Below are 15,411 nucleotides of genomic sequence, written 5' to 3'. Positions count from 1 at the left end.
GGCCGCGCGTTTTGTTTCAAAGGCGTACAGTACCCGCCAGGCCAGCTTCGGAGGCCAGCCGCGCAGCCACGGACGCCACGGCCAGGTCCTGCAACCCGACCCCGGTCCCATCGAACAGGGTGATCTGGTCAATCTCTGTTCGGCCGGGATGATCGCCATTGATCACCGCTCCAATCGGGGTGATGGCGTCAGGATCCAGCGCTCCCGAAGCCACGGCATGTTGCGCCTCACCTATGGTGACGGACTGGGCAACCTCGTCGGTGAAGACCTGAGCCGAAGCAACCAGTTCGGGGTCGACTTCCATCTTGCCCTTCGTGTCGGTGCCCATGCAGGCCAGATGCGTTCCGGGCTTGATCCAATCGCGCATCAACAACGGTTCGAACGCCGATGTGATCGTGATGATGACGTCGGCCTGTGCCCCCAGTTCCCGCTGCGAAACGGATTCGAAATCCAGTCCGATTTCCTTCGCGACGGCGGCCAGTTTCGGAAGCATTTCGGGATGGGGATTCCATGCCACCACCTTTTCGAAGTCGCGTTGCTCGGCGGCGGCGCGCAACTGAAAGGCCGATTGGTGGCCCGCGCCGACCATGCCAAGCACCTTGGCGTCCGTGCGGGCCAGGTGCGCAATCGACACTGCCGAGGACGCAGCCGTGCGGATAGCCGTAAGGTAGTTTCCTCCGACCAGCGCGGAAGGCTGCCCGGTATCGGGATCGAACAGGATGACGGTGGATTGGTGGTTGGTCAGCCCGCGATCGGCGTTTCCCGGCCAATAGCCACCAGATTTGACGCCCAGAACCAGGCCTTCGGCGTCAAAGCCGGATTTGAACCCATATACGGCGCCGGCATGACCCAGCCCTTCGCGGATGACGGGGAAGTTGCGCGCTCCGCCGCGTGCCATCGCTGAGAACACGTCTTGGATTGCGTCAAACGCCAGCTTGCGGTTGACCAGCTGCTTGCAGAGGTCTTCGCCAACGATCTGTATCAAATTGGTTTCAGCGTTCATCTCGTCCCTCATGATCAAAACGCCTTGCCGCGAGCAGAGACCGGCCACAGGGTCTCGACCCTTCCGTTGCGCACGCCGACATACCAGTCGTGCACGTTGCAGGTCGGATCGCAGTGCCCGGGGACCAGACGCAACTTGTCGTTCACCCGCAGCACGCCGTTGGGGTCGCCGATCACACCGTGTTCGTCCGAACATTTCAGGTATTCGACATCATCACGGCCAAAAATCACCGGCAAACCGCTGTCTATCGACTGTGCCTTGAGCCCTGCGTCACAGATCGCCTTTTCCGGTTTGGCGTGGCTCATGACGCTGGTCAGAATGAACAAGGCGTTTTCCCATTCGCCCTGATCGATCCTTTGGCCATTCCGGTCCAGAATCCGCCCATAGTCGGCATCCATGAACGCGTAGGACCCGCACTGCAATTCGTTGTAAACGCCAGAATTGCTTTCGAAATAATAGGATCCCGTCCCACCACCCGAAACCAGTTCGCACTCAATCCCGTCCGCCTTCAACCCGTCGACGGCGTCCCGCACCATGGCGATTGCTGCATCCAGTTTTTCCTTTCGCTCGTCATAGCTGTCGAGATGTTGCATCGCACCCTGATAAGCTTGGAGGCCGGTGAACTTCAGGTTCGGCGCCTCCTCTACAGCGTGGGCAATGGCAATGACTTCAGCCGTACTGGTCACCCCACAGCGCCCCGCGCCGCAGTCGATCTCGACCAGGATCTCCAGCTGCGTTCCATGGGTCTGCGCCGCAGAGGACAGCTCGGACACATTCGCGATGTCGTCCACGCAGACCAGCGTTCGCGCGCCCAGCTTCGGCAGCCGAGACAAGCGGTCAATTTTGGCCGGATCGCGCACCTGGTTGGACACAAGGATGTCCTTGATCCCGCCGCGCGCAAAAACCTCGGCCTCCGAGACCTTCTGACAGCACACGCCAACTGCGCCGCCCAGTTTCTCCTGCAGGCGCGCGACGTCCACAGACTTGTGCATCTTGCCATGCACCCGATGGCGCATGCCGTGCGCTTTGGCGTAGTCGCCCATCTTGCGGATGTTCCGCTCCAGCGCGTCGAGGTCCAGTATCAGGCAAGGAGTCTGGATTTCGCTTTCATCCATGCCGATTGCTGCGGGGATGTCGAAGCCGACGTCCAATTGATCGATGTTCACGGGTTTGTTCATCCTTCTCCTCCTTGCCCGGCCAGCCAGGGCAGCTTGTCCAAATCCACATTTCCGCCGGTCAGGATCACGCCGACGCGTTTGCCTCGAAAAACCTCGGGGTTGTTGAGAATGGTTGCCAATGGAACAGCCGAAGATGGCTCAATCACCAGTCGCAGGTGTTTCCAGGCCAGTTTCATGGCCGCCACGATTTCGTCTTCGGAGGCCGTGAAGATGTCGGCAACGTTCCGCGACACGAAGTGCCAGGTGTTTTCCTTGAGCGGAACCAGAAGGCCGTCGGCCACCGTCTTGGGTGCGTCGTCGGCGATGATCCGACCGGCTTTGAAAGATCGGTATGCGTCATCAGCCTGCTGAGGTTCCGCGGCATAGATCACGGTGTCAGGGGCCAGATTCGATACTGTGAGGCACGTGCCCGACACCATACCGCCGCCGCCGATCGGAGCGATAACCGCATCAAGCCCACCTGTTTGTTCCAGCATCTCGGCCGAGCATGTGGCCTGTCCTGCAATGACACGCGGATCGTTATAGGGGTGCACGAATTCGCCACCCGTTTGGGCCTGCACCTCGGCAAAGGTCGCTTCGCGCGAAGATGTCGAAGGCTCACATTCGGTGATCGTGCCGCCAAACCTGCGGACCGCGTCCTTTTTGGCCTGAGGTGCTGTGCGTGGCATGACGACGTTGCAGGGAATGCCGCGCCGACCGGCAGCATATGACAGGGACAGTGCATGATTCCCGCTGGAGTGGGTGCAGACGCCCTTGCCGGCGATCTCGTCGGGCAATCCAAATACCGCATTGCAGGCACCGCGGACCTTGAAGGCTCCGGCCTCCTGCAGGTTCTCGCACTTGAAAAAGAGCCGTGCGCCGGTTTGTGCGTTCAGATACTCCGACGACAGGACGGGTGTACGCCGGATATGTGGTTTGATCCGTTCATGCGCAGCGCGCATGTCATAGATCGTCAGCTCTGCAGCGGAAAGAGTGTCCAACATACCGATCTCCTCAAGCCGCAGCGCGCGAGCGGTTGGTGCCGTTTGCACGGAAGTACTCCTGCGCTGCCGCCACGCCGCTGCCCAGTTGTATCGGGTAGTTCAGATCGGCCATCGCCATCTCGATCGTGGCGAGGCCGGACAGGACCATGACGTCTGTCAGGCTGCCAAGGTGACCGATGCGAAACGCCTTGCCGTTCAACTGCCCCAGGCCGATCCCAAAGGACACTCCATAGGTGTCATAGGCATGGTTAGTAAGGACATTGCTGTCGAACCCATCGGGTACATAGACTGCGCTGACAGTGTCCGAGTAGAGGTCCGGCGATTGAGCGACCAGGCTCAAGCCCCAGGCGTCGACCGCCCGACGCACGCCTTCAGCCAGACGAAAGTGGCGGGCGTAAACGTTGTCCAGGCCTTCGTCGAACAGAATGGATAGGCTTTCCTGCAACCCGCAGATCAGTTGCAGCGGCGGCGTGTATGGAAACCCGCCCGAGGCATTGGCGTCCAACATGTCCCTGAAGTCGAAATAGGTGCGGGGTAGCCGTGCACCATCCATCGCCGCCAGCGCTTTGGGGCTGACACACAGGATTGCCATTCCAGCGGCCAGCATGAACCCCTTTTGCGACCCCGAAACCGCAATATCGACGCCCCAGCCATCGAATTCGAACGGCATCGAGGCCAGCGAACTGACGCAGTCGACCATCAGCAGGGCAGGGTGCGCCGAGGCATCCATCGCCGATCGGACCGACAGGATATCCGAGCGCACACCGGTGGCCGTTTCATTGTGCGTCACCAGAACCGCCCGGATGTCGTGGTTCCGGTCGTCGGCGAGGATCGACTGAAACCGTTCGGCAGGTGCTCCGCTGCCCCAAGGGCAATCGATGACTTGCACGTCCAGCCCATGCCGTTGGCAAAGGTCGATCCAGCGATGGCTGAATACGCCATGACGGGCCACGAGAACCTTGTCGCCCGGGCTCAGTGTGTTGCTGATCGCAGCTTCCCACCCACCTGTGCCGCTGGATGGAAAGGTAACAATCTGACCCGTGGTCGACCGGAAGACCTGCTTGAGGCCCTCGAGTACCGGCGCAAAGGCCTGAACGAAATTCGGCGCGCGGTGGTCAATGGTCTGGACCTGCATCGCGCGCAGGAGGCGATCCGGGATATTCGTCGGGCCGGGAATGAAGACCGGGTTTTGGTTTGACATCATCGTGTCCTCCGCTTTGCCCCAAGTGTGTCTCCCTGTCGGAGTTGATGCAATTTTCTTGAAAAATATTTTCATTTTTTGGAAATAATGCGTAACCTGCCATAAATGCATGATATTCACTTTCTCATTTCGCTGAGTGCTTGTGATCAACTGAGAAAGCCAGACGGCCGTTCGGCCAAAATGAGGGAGAATCACAATGTCAGCCCAGAAGCGGCCGCGCGGCCGGCCCAAGTCGTTGTTCAAGGAAAGCTCGGCCGGAACCATGCAGGCGTTGGACCGTGCGCTGGGGGCCCTGACCACAGTCGCACGGCTTGAACGCACCGCGCTCAGCGACCTCGCGCGTGAGATCGACGTGCCCACTGCAACCACGCATCGCATCCTGACGACCTTGCAAAAGCATGGGTTCGTCAGCTTCAGCGAAGAACGTCAGGAATGGATGATCGGAGTCGAAGCCTATCGCACAGGCGCTTCGTTTTTGCGGCACAACAGCGTTGTCGAGATCGGCCGGTCAGTTCTTCGGCGCCTGATGCAGGACAGCGGAGAAACTGCGAACCTGGCAGTTCCCGACGGGTCGGAAGTGGTGTTTGTCGGGCAAGTCGAGACATCGAACCCGATCCGGGCGTTCTTTCCGCCGGGCGCTCGTACGCCGATGTATGCCTCGGGTACGGGCAAAGCGATTCTGGCGGCCATGACCGAGGCATCCCGGGCCAAGGTGTTGGCGGACACCAAGCTTGTGCCCTATACGCCCAACACCTGCGCCACATTGGAAACCTTGCGCGAGGATCTGACCGAAACGCGGCTGCGCGGATGGTCTTATGATCGAGAGGAGCGCCACTCGGGCATGTCCTGCATCGGAGCCGCGATCTTCAACGACAAGCAGGAACCTTGCGCCGGAATCTCTGTCTCGGGGCCGACCGCGCGATTCAATCCGGACCGGGCACCCGAGCTTGCCGCCCACGTCGTTCAGGCTGCGCAAGAGATCACGCGGTTGAGCGGTGGTCAAAGTCCGGATCAGTCAGACCGATCAGACGGGTGATTGACCCCGTCATTCCAGGGAATCGGCCCGTGGGTTCTGGGGTTTCCGCCCTCGATGCAGCCAAGGTTGACGCCACACTCCGCCGGATCCGAGCGTCTTTGGTGATAAACGTATATCCCGCAGGTCTTGCAGAAATAGTGTTTCGCCGTGTGCGTTCCCCACGTGTAGAGGCTCAGGTTCTCGGCGCCTTCAAGAATGCGCAGGCTCTCGGTCGTGGCCGTCACGGCGGCGGCCCCGCGGCGGATGCAGAAGGAACAGTCGCATCGGGCAGCCGTGGACAGGCCACCGGGGAACTCGGCCTCGATCTTCACGGCGCCGCAATGGCAGATGGCAGTCATTCGGGTCATCGGCGAGGTACTCTTGGTATACGGGACTGGCTGAGCTTGTAGCGGTGTTCGGGATGTGGCGGGTGACCATGGGTACGGTTCCAATAAGCTGGTCCGCCTCGTTTCAGCCACATCGGGATGCACAGAACCAAACCGATCACAAAGCCACCAGTATGCGCCCAATAGGCGACACCGCCGGCGTCAGGGTTGCTGGACACGCTGCCAAGGAACTGCATTCCCAGCCAGACGCCCAGCATCACGAAGGCCGGGATGGTGAAGACCCGGAAGTAGATGATCAGAATCAGCAGGATATCGACACGCGCCTTTGGGAACATCAGCAGGTAGCCCCCCATCACGGCCGCAATTGCGCCGGACGCGCCGATGGTGGGAACCAACGACCCGGGAGCCGTGACGATATGGACCAGCCCGGCGCCGATACCCGCGACCATGTAGAACAGCAGGAAGGGCAGGTGGCCCATCTCGTCCTCCATGTTGTCGCCGAAGATCCACAGGAACAGCATGTTGCCGATCAGGTGCATCCAGCCGCCATGCAGGAACATCGACGTCACCAGCGTTTCGAGCGCCACGCCGTCGCTGATGCGGGCAGGGATGATCGCATAGTCGAAATAGAACCGGTTGATCAGCCGGGCGTCGTCCATGAATCCGACATAGCTGAGGAAAATCAGGACATTCGCCGCGATCAGCGCATAGACGACAAAGGGCGTCCGCCCCGAAGGGTTGTGGTCTCGAATTGGAAACATGGGGGGACGCTGGGCTTTTCCCGGCCCAGCGTCAAGTCAGCTTATGCCGCTCCGCCCAGTAGTGCGGCGTTTCCTCCGGCAGCCGTGGTGTCGACGCAGACATGGCGCTCGGCCATCACCCGCGACCGGTCGGGTAAGCCGGGAATCAGCGGCAGGATGGGGCCGTCTCGCCGCGCCAGATGGCGCTCGATCTGGCGCGCGGTGTCCGCATCACCCCACCACAGAACCCCCGATATTCCCGGCAGGTTCTCAAGCCGGTGCAGGTCGAGCGCGCCCTCGGCCCGAATCGCGGTGCCGCCAAGCGCGAGTATGGCATCCGCCTGCGCCTTGGCCGCCTCGGGGCCGGGGCCCAGGCACAGGAACGGCGCGCGGGGGAACTCGGTCAGCCGGTTCGATTCGCCGGTCGGTCCGGGCATCGAGCGGGTCGTCGGCGCGGCAGGCTGCCCGATCGGTGCGGGTAGGTCGGCTGGGGCGGACCATTCCGCGGCCGCGACCTGTCGGTCCGGGGCGCAGAAACGGGCCAGATAGTTCGGGCCGCCCGCCTTGGGGCCGGTGCCGGACAGACCTTCGCCGCCGAAGGGCTGCGAGCCGACGATCGCGCCGATCTGGTTGCGGTTCACGTAAATATTGCCGGCGTGGATCGCCTCGGTCACGTGCTGTACGCGGTCGTCGATTCGAGTGTGCAGACCGAAGGTCAGGCCGTAGCCGGTGGCGTTGATGTCGGCGATCACCTGGTCGATCTCGTGCGACTTGAACCTTGCGACGTGCAGGACGGGGCCGAAGATCTCGCGTTCCAGCGCGCCGATGCCGGGGACCTCGATCAGCGTCGGCGCCACGAAGATCCCCTCGGGCGGCAGCGCCAGTTCTTTCAACACACGACCTTCGGCGCGGGCCTTGGCGACGTGATCGGCAATGCCCTGCCGGGCTTGTTCGTCGATCACCGGGCCGCAATCGGTCGAGAGCAGCCACGGATCGCCCACGGACAGGGCGTCCATCGCGCCCTTGAGCATGGTCAGCACGTCATCGGCGATGTCATCCTGCAGATACAGACAGCGCAGGGCCGAGCACCGCTGGCCCGCCGACTGGAAGGCGCTTTCGATGATTGACTGCACGGCCTGTTCGGGCAGGGCCGTGCTGTCCACGATCATCGCGTTCAGCCCGCCGGTTTCCGCGATCAGCGGCGTGCCGGGCTGCATGTGATCGGCCATTGCAGCGCGGATCTTCAGCGCCGTCGCGGTCGAGCCGGTGAAGGCCACGCCCGAAACGCGCGGGTCGGATGTCAGCGCGGCGCCCACCGACGGCCCGCCCGGCAGCAATTGCAGCGCATCGCGCGGCACGCCGGCCTGATGCAGCAGCTGCACGGCCCGGTGGGCGATCAGCGGCGTCTGCGGCGCGGGTTTGGCCAGAACCGCATTGCCCACGGCAAGCGCTGCCGAGATCTGCCCCGTGAAGATCGCCAGCGGGAAGTTCCACGGGCTGATGCAGGTGAAGGTCCCGGCCGGATCGGCGTCGGGGATGTTGGCGGCGTAGTAGCGCAGGAAATCCACCGCCTCGCGCAGCTCGGCTACCGCATCGGGCAGTGATTTGCCGGCCTCGCGCGCCAGCAGGGCGAAGAGCTCGCCATAATGCTCCTCGTAGAGGTCGGCGGCGGCATTCAGGATGCGGCTGCGCTCGGCCGCTGGCGCCTGCCACGGAGCAGCTGCGGCAAGCGCCAGCTCCACATCCGCGGCGCTGGCCGGGGCGACCGCGCCTGGCCGGTCCTCGGGCAGGGCGGGGTTGATGACAGGTTCCTCGGCCTGGGGCGCCGCGTCACCGGCCAGCAGAGGCTGCGCGAACCAGTGATGCGCGCGAAAGGCGTCGCGGGCGGCATCGATCCGGTCCAATGTAGGCGTGTGATGCAGGTCGAACCCCTGCGAGTTTGGTCTTTCAGGTTGAAACAGTTCGGGTCCGGTTGGGATGTGGCGTGCAGGTTTCCGCACGGCCTCGAACGGATCGGCGGCCACCACTTCGGGGGCCACGTTTTCGTCCACGATCTGGTTGACGAACGAGCTGTTGGCGCCGTTTTCCAGCAGCCGCCGCACCAGATAGGCCAGCAGGTCGCGATGCGCGCCAACCGGCGCGTAGATGCGGCAGCGGGTATTGTGTTGGTCCTTGACGATCTGGTGCAGGGTCTCGCCCATGCCGTGCAGGCGCTGGAACTCGAAGGGCTGGCCCTCGGCCATGTGCAGGATCGCGCTGACCGTGTGGGCGTTGTGGGTCGCGAACTGAGGATAGATCCGGTCGGTCATGCCCAGCAGCTTGCGGGCATTCGCGATGTAGGAGATGTCGGTGGCCGCCTTTTGGGTGAAGACCGGGAAGCCATCGACGCCCGCGACCTGCGCGCGCTTGATCTCGGTATCCCAGTAGGCGCCCTTGACCAGACGCACCATCAGCTTGCGGTCGTGACGCTCGGCCATGTCATAGAGCGTGTCCAGCACCAGCCCCGCGCGCGGGCCATAGGCCTGCACCACGATGCCGAACCCGTCCCAGCCCGCAAGCGCCGGCTCGGCCATCACCGCCTCGATCACCTGCAGGGACAGCGACAGGCGGTCGGCCTCTTCGGCGTCCACGTTCAGGCCCATGCCGGCCGCCTTGGCCAGCAGGGCCAGGGCTCGCAGGCGCGGCACCAGTTCGTGCATCACGCGCTCTTCCTGGGCAACCTCATAGCGCGGATGCAGCGCCGAAAGTTTCACCGAGATTCCGGGATTGGCGCGGATGTCGTCCTGCGTGCAGGCATCGGCAATCGCCGCGATGGCACGGGAATAGGAAAGGTGATAGCGCGCGGCATCTGCCTCGGTGCGGGCGGCCTCGCCCAGCATATCGTAGGAATAGGTATAGCCTTTCGCTTCCATCCCGGCGGCGCGTTTCATGGCGGACTGGATGGTCTCACCGAGAACGAACTGCCGGCCCATTTCCTTCATCGCGCGCCCGACGGCGGTGCGGATCACCGGCTCGCCCAGCCGCTTGATGGCGCCGCGCAGGGCGCTGACCGGCGAGGCTTTTCCCTCGTCCAGCACCTTGCCCGTCAGCATCAGCGCCCAGGTCGAGGCGTTGACCAGCGACGACGAGGAGTGGCCCAGGTGTTTGCCCCAGTCCGAGGGCGCGATCTTGTCCTCGATCAGCGCGTCGATTGTGTCGGCGTCGGGAACGCGCAACAGTGCCTCCGCCAGACACATCAGGGCGATGCCTTCATCGGTCGACAGGCCGTATTCCGCCAGAAACACTTCCATCAGCCCCGGCGATGTGCTGGACCGGATGTCGCGTACCAACTGCGCCGCGGCCGAGCAGATGGCGGTGCGGTCGGCTTGGGTCAGGGCGGCCTGATCGGTCAGGGATTTCAGCAACGCGGTCTGGTCCGCGTAGGTCATGGAGTCGATGGTGTGGCGCAGGCTGTGAGTCATGTGTCCTCCGGTCTTTCACGCAGTATACTTGCGATTTTGCGGGACAACGGACCGAAAATGAAGTATCGGGCACCCAATGTCCTGAATTTTGGATCAAATGCCATGCGAAAAGACTTTCCGGGTTTGGACCGCTTCGACCGCGCGATTCTGTCCATCGTGGCCGAGGGCGGGCGGATCTCGGTCGCGGATCTGGCCCGGCGGATCGGGCTGTCGAAATCGCCGACACAGGCGCGGCTGAAACGGCTCGAGTCTGATGGGATCATCACCGGCTACCGTGCCATGCTGGACCCGATCCGCCTGGGTCTGGACCATGTGGCCTTTGTCGAGGTGCGCTTGACCGACACGCGGGAAAAGGCGCTGGCTGAATTCAACGCGGCCGTGCGCAAGGTGCCCGAGATCGAACAAGCGCATATGATCGCGTCGAATTTCGACTATCTGCTGAAGGTGCGGACGGGGTCGATGACGGAATATCGCGCGGTTCTGGCAGAAAAGATCTCGTCGCTGCCGCATGTGGCCAGCACTTCGACCTTTGTGGCGATGGAGGCGGTGAAAGAGACTGGGCTGGCCGATGCCATCGATGGCGCGGGTTGACGAAAGGGCGATCCGCGTCACCATTGAAGTATGAGACACCTACTTCTTTCCACAGTTCTGAGCGCAGGCGTTGCGATTCCGGCGCTTGCTGAGACCTGTCCGCCTGCACCCGATCACGCCGCCCGGCTGGGTGAACTTATCGGTCAGATCCAGCAGGCCGAGACCGAGATGGCCGCCCGCGAGATCTCGAACCAGATGTGGGAGTTGTGGGCCGACGCACCTGACGAGGCCGCGCAGACCGTATTGGATCAGGGCATGTCCAGACGAAATGCTTGGGATCTGTTGGGGGCGCTGCAGGATTTCGACCGTTTGATTGCGTACTGCCCCGAGTATGCCGAGGGCTACAACCAGCGCGCATTCGTGAATTTCCTGCGTCAGGATTTTGAATCGGCCCTGACCGATCTGGACCGCGCACTGAAACTGTCGCCCAACCATATCGCAGCGATGAGCGGTCGGGCGCTGACCCTCATGGGTCTGCAGAGAATGGAAGAAGCCCGCATTGCTCTGGCAGAGGCGCTGGAACTGAACCCTTGGCTGCCCGAGCGTCACCTTGCGGCCGATGGTGGGCCTTTGGCGATGCCCGGCCAAGATCTCTGAATAGCGCTGCCACCCCCGACGCTTCGCCGGGGGTGATCGCTGAGGTAAGACGGTTCAGCCGACCAGTCCGTTGTCCTTGCGTTTGATCGCGATGATCGAGGAACGCGGCGCGCCCCCATCTGGCCAGGATCCACCGGGGTGCTGGATGCCTACGAACATGGTCCGGCGGTCGGCCGACCATGTCAGGCCGGTCACCTCGCAGCCGTTCGGGCCGGTCATGAAGCGAACGATTTCACCCGTGATTGGGTCGCCGGCCAGCATCTGGTTGTTGCCATGGCCTGCAAAATCGCCTTCGTTGTCGTCGTTCCCGTCGGTCTGGATCCAGACCACGCCGGTGCTGTCGATCATCATCCCGTCGGGCGAGTTGAACAGGTTGCCTTCGTTTACGTTCTCGGACCCGGCATACGCATCGGAATGCACTGTCGGGTTGCCGGCCATGACGTACAGATCCCACTGAAACGCGGTTTCTGCATGATCCTGGTTGGCTGGTCGCCAGCGAACAATCTGCCCGTATTTGTTGGCTTCCCGAGGGTTGGGACCATTGACCGAAGTATCATCGCCACCCGCATTGGGTTTGACGCCACGGTTCTTGTTGTTGGTCAGGCAGCAATAGGCCTCGGCAAGAACCGGGCTGGTTGCAACCCATTCCGGTCGGTCCATCGTGGTTCCACCGGCCTCAGACGCAGCGATGCGGGCAAAGATCAGAATCTCGGCCTCGTCCATGCCAGTCGTTTCCGGCGTCAGCGGCACCCATTCACCGGACATATCGTCGTTGAATTTGGCCACATACAGCGTGCCGTCATCCAGCAGACCTTCGGTATCCCCGCCGGGGGTGTAGACTCCGTTCGAGACGAATTTGTACAGGTATTCGCCCCGCTCATCATCGCCCATATAGACGACAATGCGACCATCCTTGGCCAGCTCGACCGCGGCGTTTTCATGTTTGAACCGCCCAAGTCCGGTATGCTTGACCGGGGTGCTGTTGGGATCGGTCGGGTCGATTTCGACCACCCAGCCGACGCGATGTGGTTCGTTGGGGTTCTTCGAAGTGTCAAACCGTGGATCGAACAGCTCGTATCCGTTCCAGCTCTCGGCCTTGATGCCGTATCGCTTGAAGCCATCCGCGACCTTGGGAGTATAAGTCGCGCTTTCGTTGCTGGAGCCGAAGTAGCCGTTGAAGTTCTCTTCGCAGGTCAGGTAGGTGCCCCAAGGTGTCTTGCCCGACCCACAATTGTTCATGGTGCCCAGCGACGTCGTGCCGGTCGGATCGGCCTCGGTCTTCAGCAGGTCGTGGCCAGCTGCTGGCCCCACGATCTTCATGGGCGTGTTGTGGTGAATGCGGCGATTGAAAGGGCTGTCCTTGACCACGGTCCAGCCATCCGGGGTTTCGGCGATTTCCATCACCGTCACACCCTGCAGGTTCTGCAACTTTCGAACGTCATCCGCGTTTGCGGGTACACCTTCCTGCGCCGCGGGCAGGTTGATTTTGCGGTTGGGATACTCGTGATTGATGGCGATCAACTGGTGCCCTTGGAACGAGAAGGTCTCCATACCATCAGTGTTTTCGCCAAAAATCTTGTCAGAGTTTTCAACCGGTCCACCATCGGTGATGTCATACCCCTCAGCCTCGGAGAACAGCGGATCGCCCCAGCGCATGAGGACCTTCCATTCATACCCCTCGGGGACATGCACGGTACCATCGGTCTGGGCCGCAATCGGAGTGAAGGCAAAACGAGAGGCGGTCTGCGCGTGGGCTGAGGTCGACCCCAGAAGACCGCTGCCCATGGCCGCAGCGCCTGACCCGAAGGCCAACACTCCGCCCAGAAAGCCGCGTCGCGACAGGGCGCTTTCGACGACGCGGTCAAAGTCGTTTTCGTCGGGGCGGGGGAAATGCAGTTCGTCCCAGTCGTCGGCGGAAAGGGTGGCTGGATCAACGTCTTTCATTGGATGATTCCTCGCTGTCGGAATGAATTTGTGAAACGGATTTAGGAACTGATTGTTACAGGTACTTAACAACCCCATTAACCGTTTGGGGCGGTACACACGCTAGGCAGGTTCTCGCGAACGGCAAGCACTGCAATCGTATGCTGCGCCAGTGCGCGGCCCCAAAACAAGTGCAATTCAGAGCGATTGGCGGTTGGCCGCGCAGCCCGTCCCGGGTGACCGCACGCAGACAGCCGCAAAAGCGATGCGCAGGAGGATTTCGGTTCTTGACGGCGGCCCGGGCATGGACTACTCAGCCCTTCACCAAGCGGGTATAGCTTAATGGTAAAGCCCCTGCCTTCCAAGCAGGCTATGTCGGTTCGATTCCGTCTACCCGCTCCAAACTCTCCGGAATAAGTTGCGTCAAAAAGCCCTTGTCGGGGTGCTATTGCGCGCAGTCTCCTTGACCCGGCGCGCCTGCACCGCCAAGAAGCCGTATCGCGAGTCCCAGAAGGTAAAAAGGGTCAGGCATGGCAAGAACACGCTCCGCCAACCAAGCAAACGTGCAAGCGCCCGGTGCTCATGAAGATCGACCTGGATCCCGGAAGCTGAGCGTGCTGGCCTCTTTGTGGCCTTTCATGAAGCCTTACCGGCTGCTGATGCTTGGGGCGACGCTGGCGTTGGTTCTGACGGCCAGCATGACGCTGACGTTGCCTTTGGCCGTACGGCGCGTGGTCGACAACTTCCGCATCGAAGACGGTGAGCTGCTCGATTGGTATTTCCTGGCGGCGCTGGGCATCGCAGCGGTTCTGGCGGTAGGAACGGGTATCCGGTACATGCTGGTGACCCGGTTGGGTGAACGTGTGGTGGCTGACATCCGCAAGGCCGTCTTTGACCGCGTCATCGGCATGAGCCCTGCCTTCTACGAACGCATCATGACCGGTGAGGTCCTGAGCCGTATCACCACGGACACCACGCTGATCCAATCCGTTCTGGGGTCGTCGGTGTCGATCGCATTGCGGAATTTCCTGATGTTCATCGGCGGGCTTGTGCTGATGTTGCTGACCTCGGCCAAGCTGACCGGGCTGGTTCTGCTGCTGATCCCGGTGGTGGTGGTGCCGATCCTGGTTCTCGGGCGCCGGCTGAGGGTCATCAGCCGCGAAAATCAGGACTGGATCGCCGCCTCGTCGGGCAATGCAGGCGAGGCGCTGGGCGCCGTTCAGACCGTACAGGCGTTCACACATGAGGACGCCAGCCGCCGCCAGTTTGGCGACATGACCGAGACCTCGTACCATGTGTCCCTGCGCCGTATCCAGACGCGGGCGGTTCTGACCGTGATCGTGATCTTCCTGGTGTTCTCGGGGATCGTCGGCGTTTTGTGGATGGGGGCGAACGATGTGCGCAACGGCGTGATGACCGAAGGCGTGCTGATCCAGTTCGTGATCTATTCGATCATCATGGCCGGGTCCGTGGCCGCGCTTTCCGAAATCTGGAGCGAGCTGCAGCGTGCCGCAGGCGCAACCGAACGGCTGGTCGAGTTGCTGAACGCCGAGGATACGGTCAACGACCCGGCACAGCCCAAGGCGCTGCCGCAGCCGGTCAAGGGACAGATCACCTTTGACAACGTGACCTTCCGCTACCCGGCCCGGCCCGACGTTCTGGCACTGGACGACCTGTCGCTGACGGTGAACCCGGGCGAGACCGTGGCCTTCGTTGGACCTTCGGGCGCGGGCAAGACGACCGTGATCCAGTTGATCCAGCGGTTCTACGACCCCGAGGCCGGTCAGGTCAGCCTGGACGGGATCGACTTGCGCGACATGCGCCGGGCGGATTTCCGGCAGCACATGGCGCTGGTGCCGCAGGACCCGGTGATCTTTGCGGCCTCGGCGCGCGAAAACATCCGGTTCGGACGGCTGGACGCCTCGGATGCCGAGGTCGAGGCCGCAGCCCGTGCCGCCGCGGCGCATGACTTCATCTCGGCCCTGCCCGAAGGCTATGACAGTTTCGTCGGCGAACGCGGCGTGATGCTGTCGGGCGGTCAGAAACAACGCATCGCCATCGCGCGGGCGATTTTGCGCGACGCTCCGGTTCTGCTGCTGGACGAGGCGACCTCGGCGTTGGACGCCGAAAGCGAGCGCGCCGTTCAGGCCGCCGTTGACCAAATGCGCGCCGGGCGCACCACCCTGATCGTTGCGCACCGTCTGGCCACCGTGAAAAAGGCCGATCGGATCGTGGTGATGGAGAACGGCCGGATCGTGGCGCAGGGCACCCATGACGATCTGGTGGCGCAAGGCGGGCTCTATGCACGTCTGGCGCGCCTGCAGTTCACCGATGGCGTGGCCGCCGAATGAAGTGACGCGCGGGCATTTCGC

The 15,411-nt window shown here is 62.4% G+C and carries 12 protein-coding genes and 1 tRNA gene; 5 read left to right on the top strand and 8 right to left on the bottom strand.

Annotated features, from left to right (window positions below):
- Nucleotides 1–16: 16 nt before the first annotated feature.
- Genes bhcD through bhcA form a run of 4 tightly spaced genes read right to left on the bottom strand, consistent with a single transcriptional unit; the run spans nucleotide 17 to nucleotide 4,365 of the window.
- Entirely contained in the window at nucleotides 17–1,003 is a 987-nt protein-coding gene (gene bhcD, locus AC2FNL_RS13670) for an iminosuccinate reductase BhcD (RefSeq protein WP_496833976.1), read from the bottom strand.
- Nucleotides 1,004–1,017: 14 nt separating this feature from the next.
- Nucleotides 1,018–2,181, bottom strand: coding sequence for a 3-hydroxy-D-aspartate aldolase BhcC (bhcC, locus tag AC2FNL_RS13665; protein WP_496833975.1), 1,164 nt, complete (start codon nucleotides 2,179–2,181; stop codon nucleotides 1,018–1,020).
- Nucleotides 2,178–3,164 (bottom strand): beta-hydroxyaspartate dehydratase BhcB, encoded by a 987-nt coding sequence (gene bhcB / locus AC2FNL_RS13660; protein ID WP_496833974.1) that lies wholly within the window; start codon nucleotides 3,162–3,164, stop codon nucleotides 2,178–2,180. Before bhcB ends, bhcC begins: the two co-directional genes overlap by 4 nt.
- A 10-nt stretch (nucleotides 3,165–3,174) precedes the next feature.
- On the bottom strand, nucleotides 3,175–4,365 hold the full coding sequence (gene bhcA / locus AC2FNL_RS13655) for an L-aspartate--glyoxylate aminotransferase BhcA (protein WP_496833973.1): 1,191 nt from the start codon (nucleotides 4,363–4,365) through the stop codon (nucleotides 3,175–3,177).
- A 196-nt stretch (nucleotides 4,366–4,561) separates the two neighbouring features.
- On the opposite strand from bhcA, the gene AC2FNL_RS13650 reads away from it, so the two are divergent.
- A complete protein-coding gene (locus AC2FNL_RS13650) occupies nucleotides 4,562–5,401 on the top strand; it encodes an IclR family transcriptional regulator (protein ID WP_496833972.1) in 840 nt (279 codons plus the stop codon).
- On the opposite strand, the gene AC2FNL_RS13645 is transcribed toward AC2FNL_RS13650, so the two are convergent.
- The 3 genes from AC2FNL_RS13645 to putA are packed head-to-tail and all read right to left on the bottom strand — an operon-like array spanning nucleotide 5,377 to nucleotide 9,928.
- Nucleotides 5,377–5,748 (bottom strand): GFA family protein, encoded by a 372-nt coding sequence (locus AC2FNL_RS13645; protein WP_496833971.1) that lies wholly within the window; start codon nucleotides 5,746–5,748, stop codon nucleotides 5,377–5,379. The two genes, AC2FNL_RS13650 and AC2FNL_RS13645, sit on opposite strands and share 25 nt — an antisense overlap.
- Complete coding sequence (locus tag AC2FNL_RS13640; RefSeq protein WP_170364727.1) at nucleotides 5,745–6,488, bottom strand: rhomboid family intramembrane serine protease; 744 nt, start codon at nucleotides 6,486–6,488, stop codon at nucleotides 5,745–5,747. The genes AC2FNL_RS13645 and AC2FNL_RS13640 overlap by 4 nt, the downstream gene beginning before the upstream one ends.
- Nucleotides 6,489–6,529: 41 nt before the next feature.
- Nucleotides 6,530–9,928 carry a bifunctional proline dehydrogenase/L-glutamate gamma-semialdehyde dehydrogenase PutA gene (gene putA / locus AC2FNL_RS13635; protein ID WP_496833970.1) on the bottom strand — a complete coding sequence of 1,133 codons (3,399 nt, stop codon included), beginning with the start codon at nucleotides 9,926–9,928 and terminating at the stop codon, nucleotides 6,530–6,532.
- 102 nt (nucleotides 9,929–10,030) lie between these two features.
- Here putA and AC2FNL_RS13630 point away from each other — a divergent pair, with 102 nt between their 5' ends.
- Both AC2FNL_RS13630 and AC2FNL_RS13625 read left to right on the top strand, forming a co-directional pair.
- Complete coding sequence (locus tag AC2FNL_RS13630) at nucleotides 10,031–10,519, top strand: Lrp/AsnC family transcriptional regulator (RefSeq protein WP_496833969.1); 489 nt, start codon at nucleotides 10,031–10,033, stop codon at nucleotides 10,517–10,519.
- 30 nt (nucleotides 10,520–10,549) lie between these two features.
- Entirely contained in the window at nucleotides 10,550–11,116 is a 567-nt protein-coding gene (locus AC2FNL_RS13625) for a tetratricopeptide repeat protein (RefSeq protein ID WP_496833968.1), read from the top strand.
- 54 nt (nucleotides 11,117–11,170) lie between these two features.
- On the opposite strand, the gene AC2FNL_RS13620 is transcribed toward AC2FNL_RS13625, so the two are convergent.
- A complete protein-coding gene (locus tag AC2FNL_RS13620) occupies nucleotides 11,171–13,060 on the bottom strand; it encodes a PhoX family protein (RefSeq protein ID WP_496833967.1) in 1,890 nt (629 codons plus the stop codon).
- Nucleotides 13,061–13,367: 307 nt separating this feature from the next.
- Here AC2FNL_RS13620 and AC2FNL_RS13615 point away from each other — a divergent pair.
- Together AC2FNL_RS13615 and AC2FNL_RS13610 are read left to right on the top strand one after the other, a co-directional pair.
- Nucleotides 13,368–13,441, top strand: a tRNA-Gly gene (locus tag AC2FNL_RS13615).
- A gap of 128 nt (nucleotides 13,442–13,569) precedes the next feature.
- Nucleotides 13,570–15,390, top strand: a complete 1,821-nt coding sequence (locus AC2FNL_RS13610; protein ID WP_496833966.1) for an ABC transporter transmembrane domain-containing protein — start codon at nucleotides 13,570–13,572, stop codon at nucleotides 15,388–15,390.
- Nucleotides 15,391–15,411 lie beyond the last annotated feature (21 nt).

It is taken from the genome of Ruegeria sp. CRTD044 (assembly GCF_059613485.1).
This window is presented reverse-complemented; position numbering and strand designations above follow the sequence as displayed.

What these genes read in the sequence shown, in the direction of transcription:
- AC2FNL_RS13640 (WP_170364727.1), bottom strand. Translation starts at nt 6,488, where the DNA reads ATGTTTCCAATTCGAGACCACAACCCTTCGGGGCGGACGCCCTTTGTC.
- AC2FNL_RS13625 (WP_496833968.1), top strand. Translation starts at nt 10,550, where the DNA reads ATGAGACACCTACTTCTTTCCACAGTTCTGAGCGCAGGCGTTGCGATT.
- AC2FNL_RS13650 (WP_496833972.1), top strand. Translation starts at nt 4,562, where the DNA reads ATGTCAGCCCAGAAGCGGCCGCGCGGCCGGCCCAAGTCGTTGTTCAAG.
- AC2FNL_RS13620 (WP_496833967.1), bottom strand. Translation starts at nt 13,060, where the DNA reads ATGAAAGACGTTGATCCAGCCACCCTTTCCGCCGACGACTGGGACGAA.
- bhcD (WP_496833976.1), bottom strand. Translation starts at nt 1,003, where the DNA reads ATGAACGCTGAAACCAATTTGATACAGATCGTTGGCGAAGACCTCTGC.
- AC2FNL_RS13630 (WP_496833969.1), top strand. Translation starts at nt 10,031, where the DNA reads ATGCGAAAAGACTTTCCGGGTTTGGACCGCTTCGACCGCGCGATTCTG.
- AC2FNL_RS13610 (WP_496833966.1), top strand. Translation starts at nt 13,570, where the DNA reads ATGGCAAGAACACGCTCCGCCAACCAAGCAAACGTGCAAGCGCCCGGT.
- putA (WP_496833970.1), bottom strand. Translation starts at nt 9,928, where the DNA reads ATGACTCACAGCCTGCGCCACACCATCGACTCCATGACCTACGCGGAC.
- bhcA (WP_496833973.1), bottom strand. Translation starts at nt 4,365, where the DNA reads ATGTCAAACCAAAACCCGGTCTTCATTCCCGGCCCGACGAATATCCCG.
- bhcC (WP_496833975.1), bottom strand. Translation starts at nt 2,181, where the DNA reads ATGAACAAACCCGTGAACATCGATCAATTGGACGTCGGCTTCGACATC.
- bhcB (WP_496833974.1), bottom strand. Translation starts at nt 3,164, where the DNA reads ATGTTGGACACTCTTTCCGCTGCAGAGCTGACGATCTATGACATGCGC.
- AC2FNL_RS13645 (WP_496833971.1), bottom strand. Translation starts at nt 5,748, where the DNA reads ATGACCCGAATGACTGCCATCTGCCATTGCGGCGCCGTGAAGATCGAG.